At 62.4% G+C, this 23,065-nt stretch carries 19 protein-coding genes, 2 pseudogenes and 1 riboswitch; of the genes and pseudogenes, 7 read left to right on the forward strand and 14 right to left on the reverse strand.

Annotation, left to right across the window (positions count from 1 at the left end):
* Positions 1–55: 55 nt before the first annotated feature.
* From P3R82_RS01945 to P3R82_RS01965, 5 genes are all read right to left on the reverse strand, one after another.
* Entirely contained in the window at positions 56–1,612 is a 1,557-nt protein-coding gene (locus P3R82_RS01945) for an NADH-quinone oxidoreductase subunit NuoF (protein WP_283192792.1), read from the reverse strand.
* On the reverse strand, positions 1,609–2,088 hold the full coding sequence (locus P3R82_RS01950; RefSeq protein WP_283192793.1) for a formate dehydrogenase subunit gamma: 480 nt from the start codon (positions 2,086–2,088) through the stop codon (positions 1,609–1,611). Before P3R82_RS01950 ends, P3R82_RS01945 begins: the two co-directional genes overlap by 4 nt.
* Before the next feature lie 156 nt (positions 2,089–2,244).
* On the reverse strand, positions 2,245–3,141 hold the full coding sequence (locus tag P3R82_RS01955) for a LysR family transcriptional regulator (protein ID WP_283192794.1): 897 nt from the start codon (positions 3,139–3,141) through the stop codon (positions 2,245–2,247).
* Positions 3,142–3,233: 92 nt separating this feature from the next.
* Entirely contained in the window at positions 3,234–3,539 is a 306-nt protein-coding gene (locus tag P3R82_RS01960) for a hypothetical protein (RefSeq protein ID WP_283193483.1), read from the reverse strand.
* 118 nt (positions 3,540–3,657) lie between these two features.
* The gene (locus P3R82_RS01965) at positions 3,658–3,942 is read right to left on the reverse strand and encodes a hypothetical protein (RefSeq protein ID WP_183900924.1); all 285 of its coding nucleotides are present in this window, start codon (positions 3,940–3,942) and stop codon (positions 3,658–3,660) included.
* 393 nt (positions 3,943–4,335) lie between these two features.
* Between P3R82_RS01965 and P3R82_RS01970 the strand changes: the two genes are divergently transcribed.
* On the forward strand, positions 4,336–5,139 hold the full coding sequence (locus P3R82_RS01970) for an arginase family protein (RefSeq protein WP_283192795.1): 804 nt from the start codon (positions 4,336–4,338) through the stop codon (positions 5,137–5,139).
* Here the strand turns inward: P3R82_RS01970 and P3R82_RS01975 are convergent.
* From P3R82_RS01975 to P3R82_RS02015, 9 genes and pseudogenes are all read right to left on the reverse strand, one after another.
* Complete coding sequence (locus P3R82_RS01975) at positions 5,136–7,019, reverse strand: ABC transporter ATP-binding protein/permease (protein WP_349294028.1); 1,884 nt, start codon at positions 7,017–7,019, stop codon at positions 5,136–5,138. The genes P3R82_RS01970 and P3R82_RS01975 overlap by 4 nt on opposite strands.
* A 157-nt stretch (positions 7,020–7,176) precedes the next feature.
* On the reverse strand, positions 7,177–7,659 hold the full coding sequence (locus P3R82_RS01980; protein ID WP_283192797.1) for a PTS sugar transporter subunit IIA: 483 nt from the start codon (positions 7,657–7,659) through the stop codon (positions 7,177–7,179).
* A gap of 2 nt (positions 7,660–7,661) precedes the next feature.
* Entirely contained in the window at positions 7,662–8,402 is a 741-nt protein-coding gene (locus tag P3R82_RS01985; RefSeq protein WP_183900920.1) for a response regulator transcription factor, read from the reverse strand.
* On the reverse strand, positions 8,399–11,110 hold the full coding sequence (locus P3R82_RS01990; RefSeq protein WP_283192798.1) for a sensor histidine kinase KdpD: 2,712 nt from the start codon (positions 11,108–11,110) through the stop codon (positions 8,399–8,401). The genes P3R82_RS01985 and P3R82_RS01990 overlap by 4 nt, the downstream gene beginning before the upstream one ends.
* A gap of 46 nt (positions 11,111–11,156) precedes the next feature.
* Positions 11,157–11,726, reverse strand: coding sequence for a potassium-transporting ATPase subunit KdpC (gene kdpC, locus P3R82_RS01995; RefSeq protein ID WP_283192799.1), 570 nt, complete (start codon positions 11,724–11,726; stop codon positions 11,157–11,159).
* A 60-nt stretch (positions 11,727–11,786) separates the two neighbouring features.
* Positions 11,787–13,875 (reverse strand): annotated as a pseudogene (gene kdpB, locus P3R82_RS02000) (potassium-transporting ATPase subunit KdpB).
* Between the two features lie 209 nt (positions 13,876–14,084).
* The gene (gene kdpA / locus P3R82_RS02005) at positions 14,085–15,788 is read right to left on the reverse strand and encodes a potassium-transporting ATPase subunit KdpA (RefSeq protein ID WP_283192800.1); all 1,704 of its coding nucleotides are present in this window, start codon (positions 15,786–15,788) and stop codon (positions 14,085–14,087) included.
* Between the two features lie 31 nt (positions 15,789–15,819).
* Positions 15,820–15,909, reverse strand: a complete 90-nt coding sequence (locus tag P3R82_RS02010) for a K(+)-transporting ATPase subunit F (protein ID WP_018898034.1) — start codon at positions 15,907–15,909, stop codon at positions 15,820–15,822.
* Positions 15,910–15,925: 16 nt separating this feature from the next.
* Complete coding sequence (locus tag P3R82_RS02015; RefSeq protein ID WP_283192801.1) at positions 15,926–16,051, reverse strand: hypothetical protein; 126 nt, start codon at positions 16,049–16,051, stop codon at positions 15,926–15,928.
* A 228-nt stretch (positions 16,052–16,279) separates the two neighbouring features.
* A riboswitch (FMN riboswitch) is annotated at positions 16,280–16,423 on the forward strand.
* Between the two features lie 110 nt (positions 16,424–16,533).
* Here P3R82_RS02015 and ribB point away from each other — a divergent pair.
* The 6 genes and pseudogenes from ribB to P3R82_RS02045 all read left to right on the forward strand — a co-directional run bounded on the left by ribB (position 16,534) and on the right by P3R82_RS02045 (position 23,007).
* The gene (gene ribB / locus P3R82_RS02020; RefSeq protein ID WP_283193484.1) at positions 16,534–17,160 is read left to right on the forward strand and encodes a 3,4-dihydroxy-2-butanone-4-phosphate synthase; all 627 of its coding nucleotides are present in this window, start codon (positions 16,534–16,536) and stop codon (positions 17,158–17,160) included.
* 179 nt (positions 17,161–17,339) lie between these two features.
* Positions 17,340–18,266 (forward strand): helix-turn-helix domain-containing protein, encoded by a 927-nt coding sequence (locus P3R82_RS02025; protein ID WP_283192802.1) that lies wholly within the window; start codon positions 17,340–17,342, stop codon positions 18,264–18,266.
* 107 nt (positions 18,267–18,373) lie between these two features.
* A pseudogene (locus tag P3R82_RS02030) lies at positions 18,374–19,885 on the forward strand (alpha-N-arabinofuranosidase).
* 245 nt (positions 19,886–20,130) lie between these two features.
* Complete coding sequence (gene ugpC, locus P3R82_RS02035) at positions 20,131–21,231, forward strand: sn-glycerol-3-phosphate ABC transporter ATP-binding protein UgpC (RefSeq protein ID WP_283192803.1); 1,101 nt, start codon at positions 20,131–20,133, stop codon at positions 21,229–21,231.
* A complete protein-coding gene (locus P3R82_RS02040) occupies positions 21,224–22,159 on the forward strand; it encodes a sugar ABC transporter permease (RefSeq protein WP_283192804.1) in 936 nt (311 codons plus the stop codon). Before ugpC ends, P3R82_RS02040 begins: the two co-directional genes overlap by 8 nt.
* Positions 22,156–23,007: a carbohydrate ABC transporter permease gene (locus tag P3R82_RS02045; RefSeq protein WP_183900911.1), complete on the forward strand. Its 852-nt coding sequence runs from the start codon at positions 22,156–22,158 to the stop codon at positions 23,005–23,007. Before P3R82_RS02040 ends, P3R82_RS02045 begins: the two co-directional genes overlap by 4 nt.
* Positions 23,008–23,065: the final 58 nt, after the last annotated feature.

The following is a 23,065-nucleotide window of genomic DNA, read 5'->3' on the forward strand; positions in this document are numbered from 1 at the left end:
CCTCCCCTTGTGGGGAGGGGTTGGGGAGGGGAATAGACGGTCAATGCAGCGTCAATCATTCCGCAGCCTCCACCATCGGCGCCGGCGCGAAATCATCCGGAAAATGCGTCATCGCGCTCAAAACGGGATAAGGCGTGAACCCACCCAGCGCGCAAAGCGAACCGAACTTCATCGTGTTGCAGAGATCTGTCAGCAGCGCCCGGTTCTTCTCCGGCTCGATGCCGCTGGCGATCTTGTCGGCCGTTTCCACACCGCGTGTCGAGCCGATGCGGCAGGGCGTGCACTTGCCGCAGCTCTCGACGGCACAGAACTCCATCGCGAAGCGCGCCTGCTTCAGCATGTCGGCGCTGTCGTCGAAGACGACGATGCCGGCATGGCCGATCAAGCCGTCCTTCGCGGCAAAGGCCTCATAGTCGAAGGGGGTGTGGAACAGCGCGCGTGGGAAATACGCCCCCAGCGGTCCGCCCACCTGCACGGCCTTGACCGGTCGTCCCGATGCCGTGCCGCCGGCGATCTCATCGACGATCTCGCCCAGCGTCAGCCCGAAGGCCACCTCATAAAGGCCGGGATGCCTGACATTGCCGGCGATCTGCAACGGGATGGTACCGCGCGAGCGCCCCATACCAAAATCGCGATAATAGGCAGCACCCTTGTCCATGATGACAGGCACGGACGCGAGCGAGATCACGTTGTTGATGACGGAGGGACAGCCGAACAGACCCTTGTGCGCCGGCAGCGGCGGCTTGGCGCGCACGATCCCGCGCTTGCCCTCGAGGCTGTTCAGGAGCGCCGTTTCCTCGCCGCAGACATAGGCGCCGGCGCCGGTGCGGATCTCGACGTCGAATGCCTTGCCGGAGCCGAGCACCGACGGGCCGAGCACGCCAGCCCGTCGCGCGATCTCGACAGCCTCGGTCATAGTGGCGATCGCGTGTGGATATTCCGAGCGGATATAGACGAAGCCTTTGGTGGCTCCCGTCGCCAGCCCCGCGATCGCCATGCCCTCGATCAGCACGAAGGGGTCGCCTTCCATGATCATCCGGTCAGCGAAGGTGCCGCTGTCGCCCTCGTCGGCATTGCAGACGATATATTTGCGCGCACCCGGTGCGTCGAGCACGGTCTTCCATTTGATGCCGGTCGGGAAACCCGCGCCGCCACGCCCGCGCAGCCCGGAATCGGTGACGTCCTTGACGATATCGGCAGGCTGCATGCCGACAGTACGGCGCAGGCCGGACAGCCCGCCATGCGCCTCGTAGTCGACGAGGGACAACGGATCGATCACCCCGCAGCGAGCGAAAGTCAGTCGTGTCTGCCGCTTGAAAAACGCGATCTCCTCGACCGCGCCAAGACAGAGCCGATGATCCCCGCCTGCTAGCAGTCCCGCATCGAACAATGACACGACATCCCGCGTCTTTACCGGACCGTAGCCGATCCGCTCACCCGCGATTTCGACTTCGACCAGCGGTTCCAGCCAGTGCATGCCGCGCGAGCCATTGCGGACGATCACCGCATCGAGACCGCGATCGCTGATCTCCTTGGCGACCGCCGCCGCCACCTTGTCGGCACCGAGCGCCACTGCCGCCGCATCGCGCGGAACATAGATCCTGACAGTCATCGGCGCGCCTCCGCGATGATCTCCTCGAGATCGGCGAGATCGACCCGGCCATGCACCTCGCCGTCGATCATCGCTGATGGAGAGCACGAACAGAGTCCGAGACAGAAGACGGGCTCCAGCGTAATGGCCCCGTCGGGCGTCGTCCCGTGCCAGTCGATGCCAAGCATCGCCTTCGCGCGCTCCGCCAGACGGTCTGCGCCCATCGACTGGCAGGATTCGGCCCGACAGAGCTTCAGGATATGCCGGCCGGCCGGATGGCTGCGATAGTCGTGATAGAAGGTGACGACGCCGTGGACTTCGGCCCGCGACAGGTTGAGACCGTGCGCGATGACAGGCAGCGCCTCCTGCGGCACATAGCCGAACACGTCCTGGATCTCGTGGAGGATCGGCAGCATCGGCCCTTCGAGCGTCTTCAGACGATCGACGATGTCACGCACCTGATCGGAGATATCGCCCTTGGCGACATGAATATTCATCAGCTGCCCTCCCAGACAAGCAGCGACCCCGCGGACATTCGGCAAGCCTCCTCCAGAAGCCCCGGCCGACGACATGGGCCGTCAAATCATTATAGGACTTTTTCAGGGAAGGACGAAGCGATCAATAAAGCTGTCTCGTCGGTCGATAGGATTTTCCTATTGAAATTCCGGTCTGTCGACGAGGGTGCGCGCCTCATGCAGCAGCGCGGAGACCAGCGGCGTGAAGGGTTCGCGATGCGTCGCCACCAGACCGACGACGTGATGCGCCTGTGGCTCGACAATCGGGATCATCCGGATTTCGGACGGAAAGCCGAATGATTTCGCGACATTGCGCGGCATGATGCTGGCCCAGCGGCCGGTGCGTACATGCGAAAACAGCACGATCATCGAATTGGATTCGAGGGTCGGCCGCGCCGTTGCGCCTGCTTCGGCCAGCAACTGGTTGATGATCCGCCGGTTCTGCATGTCGGCGGTCAATAGACAGAGCCTGATGTCGCCGACCTCTTTCCAGGTGACGCTTTCCCGATCCGACAGCGGGCTGCCGGCGGCGGTGATGAGATTATACTGTTCGGCGTATAGCGGAACGCTGGTCACGCGCCCGAGCGGCTCGTTCTCGAGATAGGTTATGCCGGCGTCGATCTCGAGATTCTCGAGCATGCTCAGCACCTGGAGCGAATTGCGCGAGACGATCGAAAAGGTGACGTCGGGATGGCGCTCCTGAAACGGCGCGGTCAATTGCGGCAACATGGAGAGCGCGGTCGGTATGGCGGCGATCCGGATATGGCCGGCGAGGCCCGCGCGGGCGGCGCGCATTTCCTGGCGCATGGTGCGCGCGTCGCCGACAATCCTGCGCGCCCATTCGAGCACGCGCTGTCCTTCCGGCGTCAGCCCTTGAAAGCGCGAGCCGCGCTGCACGAGAATAACGCCGAGCTGGTCTTCGAGCTGGCGAATGGCGGCGGAGAGGGAGGGCTGTGATATGCCGCATTCCTGGGCGGCGCGGCCGAAATGCTTTTCAGTGGCGACGGCGATGAAGAATTCCAGTTTGTCGATCATGCGGCCTCCCTGCCGGGCGCCACCTTACCGCCATCGTCGCGAATGTGAAGGGCCGCCCTGCGGTCGGGCTCCGCAATCAGGTTACAGGCCCGCTAGATGCCCGAACCATCCAGTTGCAAAGCGTCGTCGACTTCCCAGGGTAGCGGCATGGAAGCGCGGTCGAGATTGGCTGATGGCATTGGCATCCAACACTTCAGCTCGGGCTCCGCATATTCGATCACACGCCCGGGTGAGGAATCCGATGCGCGCCACCCTTCGCCGCCAGAACGATCGCCAGCTGACCAATATGCCAGATCGACTTCTCCCGGTCCCTGTTCGGATGGATAGATGGTCACCAGGATCCGGCTTCCGTCCCTGGGCGCGCTCTCCATATGGCGCCAGCGTTCTGCTTCCATCAGGTCCTCCTCGCGTTCTCCATAGCTGATTGTCGCCTCGCCACGCAGGGTGGTCAACCCACACTTTGCGGTGAGGCCGGTCTATGCGGAGCGGTTCCCCGCATAGACGTAGCGCAGGAGGCTAGCGGCAGACGCGCACCGTTTCGACATGGGATCCTCCGTCATAGCTGTTTCCGACCTCACGATCTTCATACCAGCAGCGCGGACGTGGCGCCGGCTCGGCGTAGCGAGGCTGCGAATTGGCGATGGCCCCGCCGATCAACCCGCCGACGACCCCGGCAGCAACGCCACCGGCGATCGCCCGTCCGGTGTTGTCGCGATGATTGTTGTCGCGCGCCATTGCCGGGCTCAGGCCGCCCGCGACGATGAATATTGCGGCCATTGCCGCGCCTAGCGTTCTCTTCATCGGATTGCTCCTTTTCGAAAAACCACATGGGATCAACGCCCCAGCCTTGATTTTGTTCGCGACGATATCGTCCCGGAGCTGGTCCGATGCATCATTGGCCATTGGAGGCCCGCGGCGCTCGGATGGGCGCCATCGCAATGATCTTCGACGGCAGGCTTCTGCCAGCAGCGCCCGTTGCCAAGAGCTGAGGCGGCGACACCCGAACATCCAGCGACGCCAATGGCCGCGCTGCCGCTAATGGCTGGACTGCTGACGGGACGCCAGCGTGGACGATCGTATTGCCGCAACGAACCGCTTGATTAACATCGGAATTTTGCCTAGCCAGTGGCAATTCGCCTCGCCCATTCAGACAGCCAACCAAAACGGAATACCATGCGCAATCGACCGTTTCGCTTGATCACATCGCAAGGCCGCATCGGCGACCGGACACCGCATGCCATAGCCGGCGCGCGGGCTTGTTCCGACATGCTGGCCGTTCGTCTCTCCACCGAGGCTCACGTCGTCGGACGTGAAAGCGAGCACCGGGTGGACGACTGGAGCGTCAGCCTGCCCGCCGCCAACGAGACGTTGAGCGGGCTTGCCCGTGAGGTGGTCGCGGCGATCGATGCCGGCGATATTCCGTTGCTCAGCGTCAACACCTGCTCGGCCGCGCTGGCCACGCTGCCGGCGGCGGCGCGCACCATTCCGGGCCTCAAGATGCTCTGGGTCGATGCGCATGGCGACTTCAACACGCCGGTGACGACCGGATCCGGTTATCTCGGCGGAATGGCTTTGGCCGGCGCTTGCGGCCTCTGGGAAAGCGGGCATGGCTCGGAGGTTATGGCGTCGGATGTGGCCATCATCGGCATCCGGGACATCGACAGGGCGGAGCGGGAACTGCTCGAAAGCGCCCGCGTCACCTTGATGGCGGGCTCGATCGATCTGGAGGCCGTGCTGTCGTTCATTGGCGACGCCCCGGTCTGGATACACATCGACTGGGACGCGCTCGAACCCGATCATGTTCCCGCCGCCTACCGGATCGCGGATGGCCTGTTGCCGGGCGAGCTTCGCTCGCTGCTGGAGGCGATACCGGCTGAACGGATCGCGGGCATCGAGCTTGCCGAGTTCGAGGCGCCCGACGATGAGCGTGCGCGCGCCAAGGCGCTGGCGATCATCGGCGACATCGTCGAGCCGCTCATTGCGTCGAACAGCCGCTAGCCCGCCGGACTTTTGCGAGGACGACTTCGGTGCTTTAGTATACGCGAGATCACGTTGCGGCTCTTCCTGCGCGGCATGAGATCGACGTCGCTGACAAGCCGGGCGCCGCCATTGCGTTTTTCCAGCGTGATCTTGCGGCTGTGAAAGGCTTCAAGCTCCGCGCGGTGTCCCACGCTGAGAATGGTGACATTGGGCAGCTCCCCGACGAGCAATTCCATCAGCTGGTCCTGGCTCTTGTCATCGAGTGCCGACGTTGCTTCGTCGAGCACGATGATATCGGGATCGTGCAACAACAGGCGCGCGAAAGCGAGCCGCTGCCTTTCGCCGCCTGACAGCGTCTGATCCCAGGGCGCGTCTTCCTCGATCTTGTCCTTGAGATGGCCGAGGCCAACCTTGTCGAGAGCCGCGTTGATGTCATCGAGCTCCCAGCTATCGGCGGCGCGGGGATAGGCAACTGCGCGCCGCAAGGTTCCGGAGGGGATGTATGGCCGCTGCGGAAGCATGAAAAGCTGCCTGTCCGCGTGAAAGTTGACACTGCCGGTTCCCCACGGCCAGAGGCCCGCGATCGCGCGCACGAGCGTGCTTTTGCCGGAGCCGGATTCGCCTGCCACCAGGACCCGCTCGCCTTGATCTATCTCGACTTCTGTTTCCTTGACGACCGCGGTGCCATCGCCAAGCGAGATCGACAGATTATGCAGGCTCAGCGTCACGTCGCCCGCGGTTTCTCCGTGCTCGATGCGTCCCAGCGTGTCACTCTGTTCGGCGCGCTGCAAGCCGTCGATCGACATCATCAGCGATGCGACGCGGCGCGCGCTCGCGTTCCAATCGGCGAGGCGAGGGTAGTTGTCGACCAGCCATCCGAACGCGCCCTGGACGATCGTGAATGCCGACGCCGCCTGCATGACCTGTCCCAATGTCATGCTGCCATCGAGGAATTTCGGCGCGCAGAGCAGGACCGGCACGACAGGCGCGATCAGCATGGACCCGTGCGAGACCAGCGTGGTGCGCATATATTGCCGCGCAAGCAGCGCCCATTGGCGAAGGACGTTACCGAACGTTTTACCGAGGTCGTTGCGTTCCTCTTCCTCACCGCCGAGGAGCGCGATGCTCTCTCCGTTTTCGCGAACGCGGGTAAGCGTGTAGCGAAACTCCGCCTCCACCTGGTTCTTTGCCTCCGACACCTTGACGAAATGCCGGCCGATGAACGCGATCGCGCTCGAGGTGGTGATTGCATAGATGATCGCGGTGACGACAAGGAAGCCCGGGATCGTGATCACCATGCCGCCGATGGGCAACGACAAGGCGCCACCGATCATCCAGAGAACGACGATGAAGGTGGATGCCGAGACGAACGCCGCAATCACGCCGGCAACGAAGTCGACCGGCGATTCGGTGGCGATGCGCAGATCCTCGGACAGGCGGGCCTCCGGGTTCTTGTGATCGCCATCGATCAGGTTCAGTTGGTAATAGCGTCCATTGTCGAGCCAGCGGGCGATGAGCGCCGTGGTCAGCCACGATCGCCAATGCCGCTGGATCATCATGCGGACGTAGACCTGGATGGTGACAAGCGCAACGCTTCCGAGAACCAGCGGCGGGAACACGGCACCCAGGAAATAGACCGTCGGGGCGTTGCGCTGTTCAATGGCGTCGAACAGTTCGCGGTTCCAGACATTGATCCCGTACTGAAACGCGACATTCAGTCCGATGAGGACAAGCAGGCCCACGCAGCAAGGCCAGGCAAACCTGTCACCCTTGCGGCCCCAGAAGCCACGCGCGCTGATCCAGAACCGCTTCAGAAGATAGGCCTTGCGGGCGCGCTCCAACTCCTCCGGCGTCAGTTTCTCGTCGGGTTCTTCCGGGGCAGGGGGCGTTTCCTCCACGTCGGTCGACGTCGCCGCCGCATCGGATTTGCCTGTGGCATCCGGTTCATCGTTGTCAGGCGGCGCTCTTTTTGTCCTAACGTCCCTCATAGCAGCAATAACGATCGCGGGAGGAGAAGGTTCAGGCGATTCAGGAAGGTGCGCGATGCTTTCCAGGCTATGTCTTGGCGATCGTCAGCGCGCCGTCTCGTGGTTCGGGGCCGGCGAAGCACCCGTAAAGGTCGCCGGCGCTCGTCGCACGTCGCATGGCGTCGAGCACCGCGCTGTCGTGCGCCTTCCTGGCAATGGTGGCCAGCACCTTCAGGTATTCCGAGCGCCACCTTTCTCCAAAAAGAAGCAGGAAGACCAGATCGACCGGCTGTTCGTCGATGGCATCGAAATCCAGAGGCCGCGCCAGTTTCAGGATGAAACCACGCGGCGGCCCGAGATCGGGAAGCGCTGCATGTGGCACCGCGATGCCGCGGCCGATGCCCGTCGAACCGAGCAATTCACGCGCTTCGAGCACGGTGAACAGCGCAACCGGGTCCACGCCCAACGTCCGTGACGCCGTCGTTGCGGCAAAGCGCAACACGTTCGTCTTGTTCTGCTGTGCCACGTCGAAGAGGACGTCATCGGGAAGAAATATGGTCGTGAGGTTCATTGTCATGTCGGTCCGATCAGACCTTGCCCCGGTCTTGGCGTGTCGGTGATGTCGTCGGGTTCGCGCAGCCGATAGCCGACGCCGGTTTCGGTGGTGATGTAGAAAGGCTGGTCGGGAGCGCTCTCGATCTTCTGGCGCAACTGCCTGACGTAGACGCGCAGATACTGAACATCGGCCGCCGGTCCCCAGATATGCCGGAGCACGAACTGGTGGGTGAGGACCTTGCCCGCATGCTGCGCCAGGATACGCAGGATCTCATATTCCTTCGGAGACAATTTCACCTCGTTGCCATCCACCTTCACGATGCGCTTCACCAGATCGATTGAAAGACCGCCGGTCTGGAAGACAGCACGCTCGCCCTGCTGTTGCAGCCGATGGCGCAGCGCCACGCGGATGCGCGCGCCGAGCTCGTTCATGCCGAACGGCTTGGTGATGTAGTCGTCCGCGCCGGTTTCAAGCGCCCGGACGATGCCCGTTTCGTCGGTGCGGCTGGAGAGGATGACGACGGGCGTGGCAAGCCCCGCCTGACGCCACTCCTGCAGCAGTTCGTAGCCATGCTGGTCGGGCAGGCCGAGGTCGAGGATGATCAGGTCTGGCATCTGATGGCGTGTGTATTCCTTGGCCGAACTGGCGTCGGCGGCTTCCGCGACCGTGTAACCCTGTGCCGTAAGCCCCACCCGCAGAAGCTTGCGGATCGGCGGCTCGTCGTCCACGACAAGAATTGTAATGGCCATGCCTGTCATTTGAGATCATCCAGTTGGGGAATGTCGATGGCGATCGGCAGCTGCACGGTGAAGCGCGCGCCCCGCCGGTCGCTTCGGTTTTCAGCCGAGATCGTTCCGCCCATGGCTTCGACGAAGCCCCGGCAAATCGATAGGCCGAGGCCCGTTCCGGCCCGAACCTGGTCGCCCTTGCGGACGCGATAGAAGCTGTCGAATATGCGTTCGAGATCGGCCGGCGGAATGCCCTGGCCCTCGTCGGAGACCTGAACGAAGACGTTGTAGGCGTTTGCCCGGCCGGTGATCGTGATCGTCGAGTTCTCGGGCGAATATTTCGCGGCATTGTCGAGCAGATTGAACAGCACCTGTTCAAGCAAGACGGCATCCACGCGCACCATGGGCAGATCGGAAGCGACCGTCATTTCCGTCTTGTGGTGCGCGAGGATCTTCGCGCCACGCCGAAGCGCACCCCCGGCAATGTCGCCGACGAAATGCGGCGTCGCGTTCGGCTCCATGGCGCCGGATTCCAGCCGCGTCATGTCGAGCAGATTGGCGATGAAACGATGCAGGCGTTCGGACTCGTCGACAATGGTCGCGAGAAGATCGAGCCGATCGTCCGCGGTCATCGAATCGAGATAGTCGCGCAAGGTGCCCGCCGCACCCAGTATGGCGGCGAGCGGTGTCTTCAGATCGTGAGAGATGGAGGTCAGCAGGGCCGAGCGCAGCCGGTCGGCCTCCGCCGCAAGCCTCGCCCGGTCGACATCGGCGACCAGTTGGATGCGCTCGATCGCGAGCGCTGCCTGGTCGGCCAGCGCATCGAGCAGCCGCTGCTGCTCTGGTGTCAGCAGCGGTCCGTCCCGGCGATCACTGTCGAGGCCGATCACGCCGACGGCGGCGCGGCCGGTCCTGAGCGGCACATAGAGACGTTTGGCCCCCGGCAGCGTATCAGCACCCCGTCCCGCGGCATGATTGTGCTCCCAGGCCCAGCGGGCGGCGGCGATATCGGCATCGTCAAGCGTGTCATCCGGTGGATAGCCGGCCTTGACCGCGATCGATCCTTGCTCGGGCAGCAACAGGACGGCGCGCACCTTGAGCATCGAGGCAAGCTGAAACGCCGTCGCCCACAGGACGTCGTCGAGCGTGCCGGTGCCCGCGAGCTTCTTTGAAAACAGGTAGAGATCCTCGGTGGTGCGGGCGCGGCGCCTCGCGGCGGCGGCCTGGCGCTGCACGGTCGCGGTGAGATTGCTGGCGATGATCGCCACACCGAGAAAGAAAAACAGCGCCAGCACGCTTTCCGGATCGCTGATCGTCAGCGTGTATCGCGGCGGCAGGAAGAAGAAATTGAAGGCAAACGCGCCGAGCAGCGATGAATAGAGCGCGGGGCGTAGACCATGAAGGACCGCCGATGTCAGCACGGACATCAGGAACACCAGAGCGAGATTCCTGACGTCGAGGACCTGATCAAGGACGACGCCGACGAGAAGCGCCACGGCGACGTAGCCGGTCGCGAGCGCATAAGCCCTGAGATCCAGCGACTTTGCGGGTGTGGCGCTGCGAACGCCCGACGGCGCGGTCCTGCTGTCGCGCTCGCTGCCGGAGATGACATGGACGCTGATCTCACCGGCCTGACGGATCAGGGCGTCGGCGTCGGATCGCTCCCACCACTTCCACCACGAGGTTTTCCCGGGCGCGCCGACGACGATGTGGGTGACGTTGTTGGCGGCCGCGTAGCGCAGCAGCTCCTCGGAGCATTCGCGGCCGGGCAGCGTGACGGCCTCGCCGCCCAGTTGCTCGGCCAGCCGCAATGTCGCGGCGACGCTGTCGGCTTCTAAGTCCGTCAGCCTGACGGCGTGGTTCGTCTCGACATAGACGGCGGCCCAGGGTGAGCGCAGGCGCGACGCCATGCGCGAGGCGTAGCGAACCAGCGCCGCCGAACGCGGTTGGTGGTCGATGGACACCAGCACGCGATCGCTTGCCGCCCAGGGGCCGGAGATCGCATTGGCCTGCATATGAGTGAGCAGCTGGTCGTCGACACGCTGCGCGGTCTTGCGCAGCGCCAGTTCGCGCAGCGCCGTCAGATTGCCTGATGTGAAGTAATTGGTGAGCGCCCGCGCCGCCGTGCCCGGCATGTAGACCTTGCCGTCATGCAGCCGCTTGATGAGATCGTCAGGCGTCAGGTCGATGATCTCGATATCGTCGGCAAGGTCGATGACGGAATCCGGCACCGTTTCGCGCACACGCACGCGGGTGATTTGCTGCACGACGTCGTTCAGGCTCTCGACGTGCTGAATGTTCAAGGTCGAATAGACGTCGATGCCGCGCTCGAGCAGTTCCTTGACATCGAGGTACCGCTTCGGGTGGCGGCTGCCTTCGGCGTTCGTATGGGCAAGTTCGTCGACCAGCACGAGATCCGGTCTCCGCGCCAGTATGGCGTCGATATCCATTTCGTCCAGCGACCGGCCTTTGTAACTGATAACGACACGTGGAATGATCTCGTAGCCTGCCAGGAGCGCCTGTGTTTCCTTGCGCCCATGCGTTTCCACCACACCGATGACGACGTCGGCGCCATCGGCGATCTTCGCATGTCCCGAGACGAGCATCTCGTAGGTCTTGCCGACCCCGGGCGCCGCGCCCAGAAAGATTTTCAGGCGGCCGCGCATCTCGGAGCGAACCCTCTCGAGCAAGGCGTCGGGAGACGGTCTGATCGTCGGGTCGCGGTCGCCAATGGACATGCTCTGTTCCTTCGCAGGCTGTTCTACTGTAGGTGGCCTTGGCCACCTACTGCGTCGAGGTTGCGTCCAACGTCATGTTGAGTGCGAGAACATTGACCTTCGGCTCTCCAAGCAGCCCGAGTTCCCGACCCTCGATGGCGGCATCGACCAGGCCCTTGACCTTTGCCTCGTCTAGATTGCGTGCCTTGGCGACGCGTGGGACCTGGAAATAGGCGGCTTCCGGTGAGATATCCGGATCAAGGCCGCTGCCGGATGCCGTGACCAGATCGACCGGAACGTCCGCGTTCGGGTTGGTCGCCTTGGCGGCCTCGTAATCTGCCTTGACGCGATCGATCAGCTTCTGGCTGGTCGGGCCGAGGTTGGAGCCGCTGGAGGCGCTCGCATTGTAGCCGTCGCCGGCGGCCGACGGGCGTCCGTGAAAATAAGTGTCGCCGGTAAAGGCCTGACCGATCAGGGCCGACCCGACAACCGTGCCGTTTTTCTCGATCAGGCTGCCATTGGCCTGTTTCGGGAAAAGCGCCTGAGCCGCGCCGGTCATGGCAAGCGGATAGACGAGGCCGGTGATTGCCGTGGTTGCAACGATCATCACGATGGCTGGGCGAAGCTGTTTCAACATGGTGAACTCCTGGAATTCGAATGAGGGCGTGGGCCGGGCGCCTCGCGTCCAGCCCTGAAATCATGCAAGGCCGAGAGAGGCGACGATCATGTCGATCGCCTTGATGCCGATGAAGGGTACGATGATGCCGCCGACGCCGTAGATCAGCAGATTTCGCGACAGCAGCGCACCGGCACCGATCGGCCGATAGCGCACACCCTTCAGAGACAGCGGAATCAGCGCGATGATGATCAGCGCGTTGAAGATGATCGCCGACAGGATGGCGCTTTGCGGGGTCGACAGGCCCATGATGTTCAGGACGCCGAGCTGCGGATAGAACGTCAGGAACATCGCCGGGATGATCGCGAAATACTTGGCGATATCGTTGGCGATCGAGAAGGTGGTGAGCGCGCCGCGCGTCATCAGCAGCTGCTTGCCGATCTCCACGATCTCGATCAGCTTTGTCGGATCGCTGTCGAGATCGACCATGTTGCCGGCTTCGCGGGCTGCGACGGTGCCGGTGTTCATGGCGACGCCGACATCGGCCTGGGCGAGCGCCGGGGCGTCGTTGGTGCCGTCGCCGCACATCGCGACAAGCTTGCCCTTCGCCTGTTCCTCGCGCATCAGCGCCAGCTTCATCTCAGGCGTTGCCTGCGCCAGGAAGTCGTCGACGCCTGCCTCGGCCGCGATGGCCGCGGCGGTCAGCGGATTGTCGCCGGTGATCATCACGGTGCGGATACCCATGCGTCGCAGCTCGGCGAACCGCTCGCGGATGCCACCCTTCACGATGTCCTTCAGCTGCACCACCCCAAGCAGCTTGCCGTCCCGGGCAACCGCGAGCGGTGTGCCGCCGCTCTTTGCGACCTCGTCGGCGATCGACTGGAGTTCGCGGGCGGTGTCGTTGTTGACGTGCAGCGCGACGGCGGCATTGCCGGTGGCAATCGCGGGAGAGCCATTCACGTAAGCCAGCATCGAATCGACGGCGCCCTTGCGGATGGATGATCCCTCGATATCCACACCACTCATGCGGGTCTGCGCGGTGAACGGCACGAAGGTTGCCTTCAGATGGCTCATGTCGCGGCCACGGATGGCGTATTTTTCCTTGGCGAGGACGACGATCGAGCGGCCCTCCGGGGTTTCGTCGGCAAGCGAGGCCAGCTGCGCGGCATCGGCAAGCTCCTGCTCGCTGACGCCACGCACAGGATGGAATGCGGTTGCCTGGCGGTTGCCGAGGGTGATCGTGCCCGTCTTGTCGAGCAGCAGCGTGTCGATGTCGCCGGCGGCCTCCACGGCCCGGCCCGACATGGCGAGCACGTTGAAACGGACCAACCGGTCCATGCCGGCAATGCCGATTGCGGAAAGAAGCGCGCCGATCGTTGTCGGGATCAGCGTCACGAACAGGGCGACGAGCACGATGATCGGGATCGAGCCGCCAGCATAGGCCGCGAAGCTCGGGATGGTCGCGGTGGCAAGGACGAAGATCAGCGTCATGCCTGCAAGCAGGATGTTGAGTGCGATCTCGTTGGGCGTCTTCTGCCGTTCCGCGCCTTCGACCAGCGCGATCATCCGGTCGATGAAGGTCGAGCCGGCGGCCGCCGTGATGCGCACGCGGATCTCGTCGGAGAGCACCTGCGTGCCGCCGGTGACGGCCGAACGGTCGCCGCCGGATCTCGCGAATGACGGGCGCGGATTCGCCGGTGATGGCGGCCTCGTTGACGGAAGCGACGCCCTCGATCACTTCACCGTCCGACGGAATGATGTCGCCGGCTTCGACCAGCACGATATCGCCGACCTTCAGGCTGGTGCCCGGGACCGTCCTGTAGCTGGTCCTGTTCTCCCCGGTCAGAAGCTTGGCCTGGGTTTCGGTGCGCGATTTGCGCAGCGATTCCGCCTGCGCCTTGCCGCGCCCTTCGGCGACGGCCTCGGCGAAGTTGGCGAAGAGCACGGTGAACCAGAGCCACAGATTGACCTGGAAGGAGAAACCGAGATCGCCGCCACCCGAGACCAGATCACGCAGGAAGAGCACGGTCGTCAGAACGGAAACCGTGGCGACGACGAACATGACGGGGTTGCGGGCGAGCGTGCGCGGGTCCAGCTTTTTGAAGGCAGCACCCACGGCGGGAATGAGAATGCGAGTATCCAGGATGCTCGCGGATTTTGCCTGGCTCATAGGAGACTCCAGCTTTCGAAAGGAAACGAGGGGATCGGACCTGTCCGATCAGCCGATTAGAATTTTGAAGGCACAGGCGAGAACGAGCAGGACAGCCATCATGGCGATGATGATGTCGGTACCTCTCGCCTGCGGCTGGCGCTCACGCCCCGATCGTCTGGGGCGTGCTGTCTGGTTTCGTCTGATGTGACGGAGGATCATGATCCCACCTAGAAGGTTTGGCCGGCGACCATGGCGAGGTGTTCGACGACGGGGCCGAGCGCCAGGGCCGGGAGGAAGGTCAGGCCGCCGACGATGACGATGGTGCCGACCAGCATGCCGACGAAGAGCGGGCCGTCGGTCGGAAATGTTCCTGCCGATGCCGGCACGGTCTTCTTGGCGATCAGCGATCCGGCGATTGCGAGAGCCGGGATGATGACCAGGAAGCGTCCCATCAGCATGCCCAGCCCGAGCGTGATGTTGTACCAGGGCGTGTTGCCGGTGAGGCCGCCGAAAGCCGAGCCGTTGTTGGCGGCAGCCGACGTATAGGCGTAGAGGATCTCGGAGAATCCATGCGGCCCGGCCGTTCCCACCGACGCGACGGCGGAGGGAAGCACGCTCGCGATCGCGGTGAACACCAGCATGGCGAGCGGCAGGCAGAGGATGGCGAGCACGGCCATCTTCATTTCCTTCGCCTCGATCTTCTTGCCGAGATATTCCGGCGTGCGGCCGACCATCAGGCCCGCCACGAAGACGGCGACGATGATGAACAGAACGATGCCGTAGAAGCCCGCGCCCACGCCGCCGACGATGACCTCGCCGAGCTGCATGTTGATCAGCGGAATGAGGCCGCCAAGTGCCGTGAAGCTGCCATGCATCGCATTGACCGCGCCGCAGGATGCCGCGGTGGTGATGACGGCGAAGAGCGACGACATGACGATGCCGAAACGCACTTCCTTGCCTTCCATGTTGCCGCCGCCAAGGCCGAAGGCCTGCATCAGCGGGTTGCCGGCCGCTTCCGCCCAGTAGGTCACGCCGACGCCGATGATGAAGAGCACACCCATGGCGGCAAGGATCGCCCAGCCCTGACGCTGGTTGCCGACCATGCGCCCGAAGACGTTGGTGAAGGCCGCGCCGATCACGAAGATCGACAGCATCTGCAGCATGTTCGAATAATTGTCGGGGTTTTCGAACGGGTGCGCGGAGTTGGCGTTGAAGAAGCCGCCACCATTCGTGCCAAGCATCTTGATGGCGAGCTGTGACGCCACCGGCCCGACTGCGATCGTCTGTTGCGCGCCTTCGAGCGTCGTCGCGTTGACATAGGGACCAAGCGTCTGGGGGACGCCGAGATAGACATATACCAGCGTCAACACGATGCATATGGGCAGCAGGACATAGAGCGTGACGCGGGTCATATCGACCCAGAAATTGCCTATTGCCTTGCCCGACGCGCGCGCGAAGGCGCGGATCAGCGCCACCGCGATCGCCATCCCTGTTGCCGCCGAGACGAAGTTCTGGACCGTCAGGCCCATCATCTGCGTGAGATAGGACATCGTGCTTTCGCCGCCGTAGTTCTGCCAGTTGGTATTGGCGACGAAGCTGGTGGCGGTGTTGAAGGAGAGCTCGGGCCCGACCGCTGTCATGCCCGCCGGATTAAGGGGCAGCATCCCTTGGAAACGCAGCAGCAGATAGAGCACGAGGACGCCGAGCAGATTGAACGTCAGCATCGCGAGCGTATACGACGTCCAGTGCTGGTCCTCGCGCTCGCTGGTTCCGGCGATGCGGTAAAGTTCCCGTTCGATCGGAACGAGGACGGGAGAGAGCAGGGTGCGCTCGCCGCCGAACACGCGGGTCATATAGCCACCCAGCGGCTTGACGAGCACGACAAGGATTCCGCAAAACAGCAGAATCTGTAACCATCCAATGAGGGTCATGAGACGAAACTTTCAATACGAGCGGCGACGGTCAGAAGCGCTCGGGGCGAATGAGGGCGTAGGTGAGGTAGACGGCGAGGAACACCGTCACCGCACCGCTGAGCACGTAGTCAAAAATCATGGCGTATGGCCTCGGTTCAGAGTGCGTCGCATGCCTTGACGTAGGCAAAGCAGAGCGCGAAAAAAATCACGGCGGTGCCGATCAGAACGATGTCCATCATCGGTCGCATTTCCTTCCAGATGTTTCGAAGCGGTGAGGTCATCGAGATGCCTGCAACCGGCGGACGATCTTGGTCCGCACGTGAGTTATGCTGCCGATCCGCATAAAGGGTCGAGACGGACGCCCGGCGTCCCAAATAAAAAAGCTATAAAGATTTCAGGCATCCATCCGAGCCATGGCGGCCGCAAATGATTGAACACTGCGTTCGGTCAGCGCCCCCGGTTTGGATCGTCCAGCACTTGCGGAATGCGCCTGTATTCGCTTATGGTCGCTTCGTTCTCAGGGCGGGGTGCAATTCCCCACCGGCGGTATCGAGGAAACTCGGAGCCCGCGAGCGCCTTCGGTGAAACGAAGGGTCAGCAGATCCGGTGAGATGCCGGAGCCGACGGTATAGTCCGGATGGAAGAGAGCAATGCAGCGAACGTCGCATCCGTGCGGCGTCTCCATGCTTGTTCGCCCAAGGGATGATTGTGGCCTTACGGCCATGTACGCCGCGCAAGCGGCTAACCCTTGAAAGGCATGACGTTGACTATTTCCAGGATTGAAGATGCGGTTGCCGCGATGTCGCGCGGCGAAATCGTCGTGGTCGTCGATGATCGCGACCGCGAAAACGAAGGCGATCTCGTGATCGCCTCCGAGAAGGTGACGCCGCAGGCGATCGCATTCATGATGAACCACGCCCGCGGGCTGATTTGCGTCGCGATGGAGGGCGAGCGTCTCGACGAGCTCGACATCCCGCTGATGGTTCCGCGCAACACCGAAATGTTGAAGACGGCGTTCACCGTCTCGGTCGACTACATTCCCGAAACGACCACCGGCATTTCGGCCGCCGACCGCGCCGCCACCGTTCGCGCGCTGGTGGGCTCGAATGCGCGGCCGGACGATTTCGCGCGGCCGGGCCACATCTTTCCCCTTCGCGCCCATCCCGATGGGGTCCTGTCGCGCCCCGGGCATACGGAAGCGGCCGTCGATCTCGCCAGACTGGCGGGGTTGCCGGCCTCCGGCGTGATCTGCGAGGTCGCGAACGACGATGGCACGATGGCCCGTCTGCCGGAGCTCGAGCATTTCGCCGAGCGCCATGGCCTGCACCTGATCACCATCGAGGATCTGATCGCCTACAGACGAGGCGAGGCTCCGGTCAAGGCCGCATAACATACGGCGGAGTTCAACGCCGCTCCTATGCAATCACCTCGCTCGTCATGCGAGCGAGGTGATTGTCGTCAGCTTGTCACGAAAACGTAACACGACGCTGCCGTCCCGATTGAATCTATCGAGATTGCTGATATGTAACGTAGTTCTTTATTCTCTTACCTACGTGCGATCGGAAACCCATGAGCCGCAATTTTCTTGTCGTCGATCCCGAGGAAGGCATGCCCATCCTGAAGGGGCTGGCATCGCCGGCAAGGGTTTCCGTATTGAAGCTCCTGCACGAAAAAGGCCCTCTCAACGTCAACGAAATCGCTGATATTCTTGAGTTGCCGCAGTCCAGCGTCTCGACCAACGTGCAGATGCTGGAGGAGGCGGGGCTGATCCGCACAGAGACGCAGAAGGCGCGAAAGGGCAACCAGAAGGTCTGTCACAGCGTCTATGACGAGATCCTCGTCGTCTTCAAGAATGAAATCAAGGAAACCGAACCGGATGCGATCGAGGTGGCGATGCCGCTTGGTCTCTATACCAGCTATGATGTGACCGCACCCTGCGGCCTCTGTTCGGTGGATGGCATCATCGGCCTGCTCGACGTGCCCAATACTTTCCTCGATCCGGACCGCATGAAGACGGCGCTGATCTGGTTCACGCGCGGGCATGTCGAATACCAGTTTCCCAACAATGCCAGGCTGACCAACACCCGCGTCCGCGAGATCGAGTTCGTCATGGAACTGAGTTCGGAAGTGCCCGGAACCAGCGCCGACTGGCCTTCCGATATCACGCTCACGGTCAATGGCATCGACATCGGCACCTGGACGTCTCCGGGCGATTTCGGCGACAAACGTGGGGCTTTCACGCCGGATTGGTGGAAATTGAAGGGCTCGCAATACGGCAAGCTGAAGAGCTTCCGTATCAACGACGAGGGTGCCTTCGTCGATGGGTTGCGCATTTCCGACGTGGCGCTTTCGGATCTGAAGCTCGACGAGCACCACTCGATTCGCCTGCGCATCGGCGTTCGCGACGACGCCAAGCACCCTGGCGGCATCAACATTTTCGGCCGCGGTTTCGGCAATTACGACCAGGACATCCTGCTGCGTATCAAAACACGCTAGACTGTATCCGATTTTCCGAATTTTGCCCTTGACCGCGGCCGACGCTTCCGCTTTATTCATCGTAAATTGTGATATAAATCACAAAAAATGATATGGTGGAGGATATCATGAAGGCGGCGGTTATCGCGCACAGCAAATACACGATCTCGGACATCGATCCGCGCCTGTACGGCTCGTTTATCGAGCACCTGGGCCGCGCCGTCTATACCGGCATCTATGAACCCGGTCACGAGACCGCCGACGAAAACGGCATGCGCAGGGACGTGATCGATCTGGTCAAGGAGCTCAACGTTCCGATCGTGCGCTATCCCGGCGGCAACTTCGTGTCGGCCTATAATTGGGAAGACGGCATCGGCCCGAAGGAAAGCCGCCCGACGCGCCTCGATCTTGCCTGGCACACCTCCGAAAGCAACCAGGTCGGCATGCACGAATTCGCCGACTGGTGCGTCTCGGCCAAGACCGAGATGATGCTGGCCGTCAATCTCGGCTCGCGCGGCCTCGATGAAGCCCGCAATTTCCTCGAATATGTCAATCATCCCGGCGGCAGCGAGTGGAGCGACAAGCGCATCGCCAATGGCCGCTCCGAGCCCTGGGACGTCAAGCTCTGGTGCCTCGGCAACGAGATGGACGGCCCCTGGCAGATCGGTCACAAGACCGCCGACGAGTATGGCCGGCTGGCGCATGAAACCGCCAAGGCGATGCGCGCCTTCGACAGCTCGCTCGAACTCGTCGTCTGCGGCTCGTCCAACGCCCATATGCCGACCTATCCGGAATGGGAGGCGACCGTTCTCGATCACACCTATAACGAGGTCGATTACATCTCGCTGCACATGTATTTCGGAGAATCGCGCAAAGAACACGGCGAACTATCTCGCCCGCAGCATCGAACTCGACAACTACATCGGCACGGTTGCCGGCGTCATCGACTATATCAAGGCGAAGAAGCGCTCGACCAAGGACGTCTACATCTCCTTCGACGAGTGGAACGTCTGGTACCACTCCAAGGAGCGCGACAAGGCGACGCTCGCGGGCGCCAATGGCTGGCCGCACGCGCCGGCGCTGCTCGAGGACGATTATAACTTCGAGGACGTGCTGCAGGTCGGCTGCATCCTGAACACCTTCATCAACCGCGCCGATGTCGTGAAGATCGCCTGCCTGGCGCAGCTGGTCAACGTCATCGCGCCGATCATGACGACGCCGGCCGGCGCGGCATGGCGCCAGACGATCTTCTACCCCTACTACTTCGCCTCGGTCTATGGCGCGGCACGGCCCTGAAGTTGATGGTCGACAGCCCGACTTACGAGGTCGACGACGTCGGCAGCGTTCCCTACCTCGACGTCTCGGCCGTCCACGACAAGGGCGCCGGCGTCGTTACCTTCTTCATCGTCAACCGTCACGGTACGGAAGCGCTTGATCTCGACGTCAGCCTGCTCGAATTCGGCAACCTCAAGGTCATCGACGATCAGGTCATTGCCCATTCGGATCTCGCCATCACCAACACGGCCGAAAAGCCGGACAATGTCGTTCCGGTGAAGGCCAGCGGCTCCGCATTCGCCGATGGCAAGCTGACGGCGAAGATCGCGCCTTTGTCCTACCGCGTGATCCGGCTGCAGGCCTGATTATAAATCACGATATCTGATACATATCGAAGATATGTTGACATCGAAGTTGTATGATTTAACGTCGACGCACCAGATTTGACGTGCCACTGGGAGGAAAAGATGGGAGCTACCGCTTCTGTTTTGGCACCATCATGGACGAAGGGCGGCCTGCTCGTCGAGGCAGGCGCCATTCGAGCCGTTTCGTGCCAACCATGTGTTCATATCGGATTTTCGGATTCCGACTGCATCTTGGGAGCAGCCGGATGACGGCCAATATCGAAATCAGCAATGTCAGCAAGCGCTATGGTTCGATGACCGTGCTCGACGGCTTGTCGCTGTCGATCAAGGCCAACGAGTTCATGGTCTTCCTCGGCCCCTCCGGCTGCGGGAAATCCACGCTTCTGAGGATGATCGCCGGGCTTGAGAGTGTCGATGACGGCACGATCTCGATCAACGGCGAGCGCATCGATACGCTGCCACCCGGCCAGCGCGACATCGCCATGGTGTTCCAGAGTTACGCGCTCTATCCGCACATGACGGTCGCTGACAACATGGCCTTCGGGCTGCGCAACATCGCGGTTCCATCGGATGTGATCACGGCGCGCGTGGCCGAGGCCGCCCGTATGCTCGAGATCGGTCATCTCCTGGAACGTAAGCCTGGCCAGCTCTCCGGCGGCCAGCGCCAGCGCGTCGCCATCGGCCGCGCCATCGTCAAGGAACCCAAGGCATTCCTGTTCGACGAGCCATTGTCCAACCTCGATGCGGCGTTGCGCGTCCGCACACGCGTCGAACTGGCGCAGCTTCGCAACCGCGTGAAGTCGACGATGATCTTCGTGACCCACGACCAGATCGAGGCGATGACGCTGGCCGATCGCATCGTCGTCATGAACAACCGCAAGATCGAGCAGATCGGCACACCGATGGAGATCTACTCCCGCCCGGCCAGCCGCTTCGTCGCGACTTTCGTCGGTTCGCCGACGATGAACTTTCTCGATGTCGGCATAGCGGAAGAGAACGGCTTCATCACCGCCAAATTGCCTGATGGCACGCAACTCAAGACCGCCATCCGCGCCGCCGGTCTCGGTGGCGGCAACCATGCGCTCGGCATTCGCGCCGAGGCGGTGAAGATCGCCAACGGCGTCCCCGCCACCACCAGGGGCAAGGTCGATGTGCTCGAACGCCTGGGCGATCGCACGCTGCTCTATACCAGGCTCACGGATGGCAGCGTCATCGTCGCCGAGGATATCGGCAACAGCCGTGTCGCGATCGGCGACGAAGTCGGGCTGACGCTCGACGGCGGCAGAACGCATCTATTCAACGACGACGGCCGCGCCTGGCACAATGAGGAGCCGGGCCATGGCTGAGACGACGCTGTCAGCCACCGGCACGCTCGCCAAGGCTTCCGCCCGCCTGAAGGTGCAGAACATCAACGCCCCGCTCTGGCGCAACGCGATCTTCGTTCTGCCCTATCTGTTCTTCTTCGTGACGCTGCTCATCGTGCCGCTCTTCTGGGGCATCTGGCTGAGCCTGCACAAGGCGGATGCCTTTGGCGTCGGCCGTTTCGTCGGGATCGACAACTATCTCAGGCTGTTTCGCGACAAGATCTTCATCCAGGCGATCGGCAACACCTTCTACTTCGTGCTCCTGACTGTCCCGGCGCTCGCCATCATCGGCCTGATGCTGGCGCTGGCCTTGAACCGCAAGACGCGCACGGCGGCCGCCCTTCGCACGATCTACTTCTCGTCGTCGGTTCTGTCGGTGACCATCGTCACGCTGATCTGGCGTATCGTCTTCATCGGCAATTTCGGCCTGCTCGCCACCATCTATGGCTGGTTCGGCGCCACGCCTCCGGCGTTTCTTTCCGATCCGAAGCTGGCGATGATCGGCATAGCCATCGCCACCATCTGGTGGTGCATCGGCCTGCCGATGATGCTGTTCCTCTCCGCCCTGCAGCAGATTCCGGGCGATATCTACGAAGCGGCGGCGCTCGACAATGCCAGCCGCTGGCGCACGCTCTGGTACATCACGCTGCCGTCCATCCGCCGCACCTTCGCGCTGGTCGTGATCATCCAGATCGTCCTGCAGTTCCAACTCTTCGGTCAGGCCAAGCTGATGACCAACGGCGGCCCGAACAACGTCTCCAAGCCGATCGTCTTCTACATCTACGAAGCGGCCTTCACCAAATGGGATCTCGGGCTGGGTGCTGCCGCCTCCGAAATCCTCTTCATGCTGATCCTCGTCGCCGCCATGGCGCAGTACGTCATTTCGCGCCGAAAGGGAGAAGAAGGATGAGTCTCGCGACAGGTGGCAATATGGTCGGCCGCTCGCTGGGCGACCGCGTGATCCTTTTCCTCGCCATTCTCTGCGCGCTGGTGATGCTTGCGCCGGTGCTGTGGGTGATCGGCCTGTCGCTGAAGGACAACAAGGAGCTGATGGCGGATATGAACTCCGTCTTCAACGCGCCCTACACGATCGGCAACTATATCAATATCCTGGCGACATCGTCGGTGTTCCGCTGGGTGCTGAACAGCGTGATCGTCGCAGGCGGGCTTACCATCGGAACGCTGGTGTTGTCGTCGCTCGCCGGATACGGCTTCGCGCGGCTGAACTTTCCCTATCGCAACACGCTGTTCATCATCGTGCTCCTGGGGCTGGCGGTTCCGGAACAGGCGGTGCTCATCGCCCGCCATCAGTTGTTCAGCTGGCTGAAGTTCCACAACACCTATCAGGGACTGATCCTGCCCGGATTGTCAGCGCCGTTCGGCGTGTTCCTGATGACCCAGTATTTCCGCGCCATCCCCAAGGAGCTCGACGAAGCGGCACTGCTCGACAATGCCAGTCGCTTCAAGATCTTCTGGAAGGTGCTTTTGCCATTGACGGTTCCGGCCCAGGCGACGCTCGGCATCTTCACCTTCCTCGGCGCCTGGAACGATTACTTCTGGCCGCTGATCTCGGGCACGAAGAAGGAAATGTATACGCTGACGGTCGGCATCGCATCGACACAGACCAACTTCGCGCAGTCCGAAGGCCTCGGCTTTCTGATGTCGCAGGCCGTCTTTGCCAGCGCGCCGATCCTCGTTCTCTACCTGTTTTTCCAGAAATACATCGTGACCGCGGTCTCCGGCGCCGCCGTGCGCTGAGGCTTGAAGCGGTGACGTCGAAACCGGCTTCCCGGGAGGAGGCCAGCCAAAGGGGCAA

The organism is Rhizobium sp. AN80A (assembly GCF_030053015.1).
Taxonomy (GTDB): domain Bacteria; phylum Pseudomonadota; class Alphaproteobacteria; order Rhizobiales; family Rhizobiaceae; genus Rhizobium; species Rhizobium metallidurans.

Coding starts and splice junctions, on each gene's coding strand:
- P3R82_RS01945 (WP_283192792.1), bottom strand. CDS start 1,612: ATGACTGTCAGGATCTATGTTCCGCGCGATGCGGCGGCAGTGGCGCTC.
- P3R82_RS01950 (WP_283192793.1), bottom strand. CDS start 2,088: ATGAATATTCATGTCGCCAAGGGCGATATCTCCGATCAGGTGCGTGAC.
- P3R82_RS01955 (WP_283192794.1), bottom strand. CDS start 3,141: ATGATCGACAAACTGGAATTCTTCATCGCCGTCGCCACTGAAAAGCAT.
- P3R82_RS01965 (WP_183900924.1), bottom strand. CDS start 3,942: ATGAAGAGAACGCTAGGCGCGGCAATGGCCGCAATATTCATCGTCGCG.
- P3R82_RS01980 (WP_283192797.1), bottom strand. CDS start 7,659: ATGAACCTCACGACCATATTTCTTCCCGATGACGTCCTCTTCGACGTG.
- P3R82_RS01985 (WP_183900920.1), bottom strand. CDS start 8,402: ATGACAGGCATGGCCATTACAATTCTTGTCGTGGACGACGAGCCGCCG.
- P3R82_RS01990 (WP_283192798.1), bottom strand. CDS start 11,110: ATGTCCATTGGCGACCGCGACCCGACGATCAGACCGTCTCCCGACGCC.
- kdpC (WP_283192799.1), bottom strand. CDS start 11,726: ATGTTGAAACAGCTTCGCCCAGCCATCGTGATGATCGTTGCAACCACG.
- kdpA (WP_283192800.1), bottom strand. CDS start 15,788: ATGACCCTCATTGGATGGTTACAGATTCTGCTGTTTTGCGGAATCCTT.
- P3R82_RS02010 (WP_018898034.1), bottom strand. CDS start 15,909: ATGATTTTTGACTACGTGCTCAGCGGTGCGGTGACGGTGTTCCTCGCC.
- P3R82_RS02015 (WP_283192801.1), bottom strand. CDS start 16,051: ATGACCTCACCGCTTCGAAACATCTGGAAGGAAATGCGACCGATGATG.
- P3R82_RS02025 (WP_283192802.1), top strand. CDS start 17,340: ATGAGCCGCAATTTTCTTGTCGTCGATCCCGAGGAAGGCATGCCCATC.
- ugpC (WP_283192803.1), top strand. CDS start 20,131: ATGACGGCCAATATCGAAATCAGCAATGTCAGCAAGCGCTATGGTTCG.
- P3R82_RS02040 (WP_283192804.1), top strand. CDS start 21,224: ATGGCTGAGACGACGCTGTCAGCCACCGGCACGCTCGCCAAGGCTTCC.
- P3R82_RS02045 (WP_183900911.1), top strand. CDS start 22,156: ATGAGTCTCGCGACAGGTGGCAATATGGTCGGCCGCTCGCTGGGCGAC.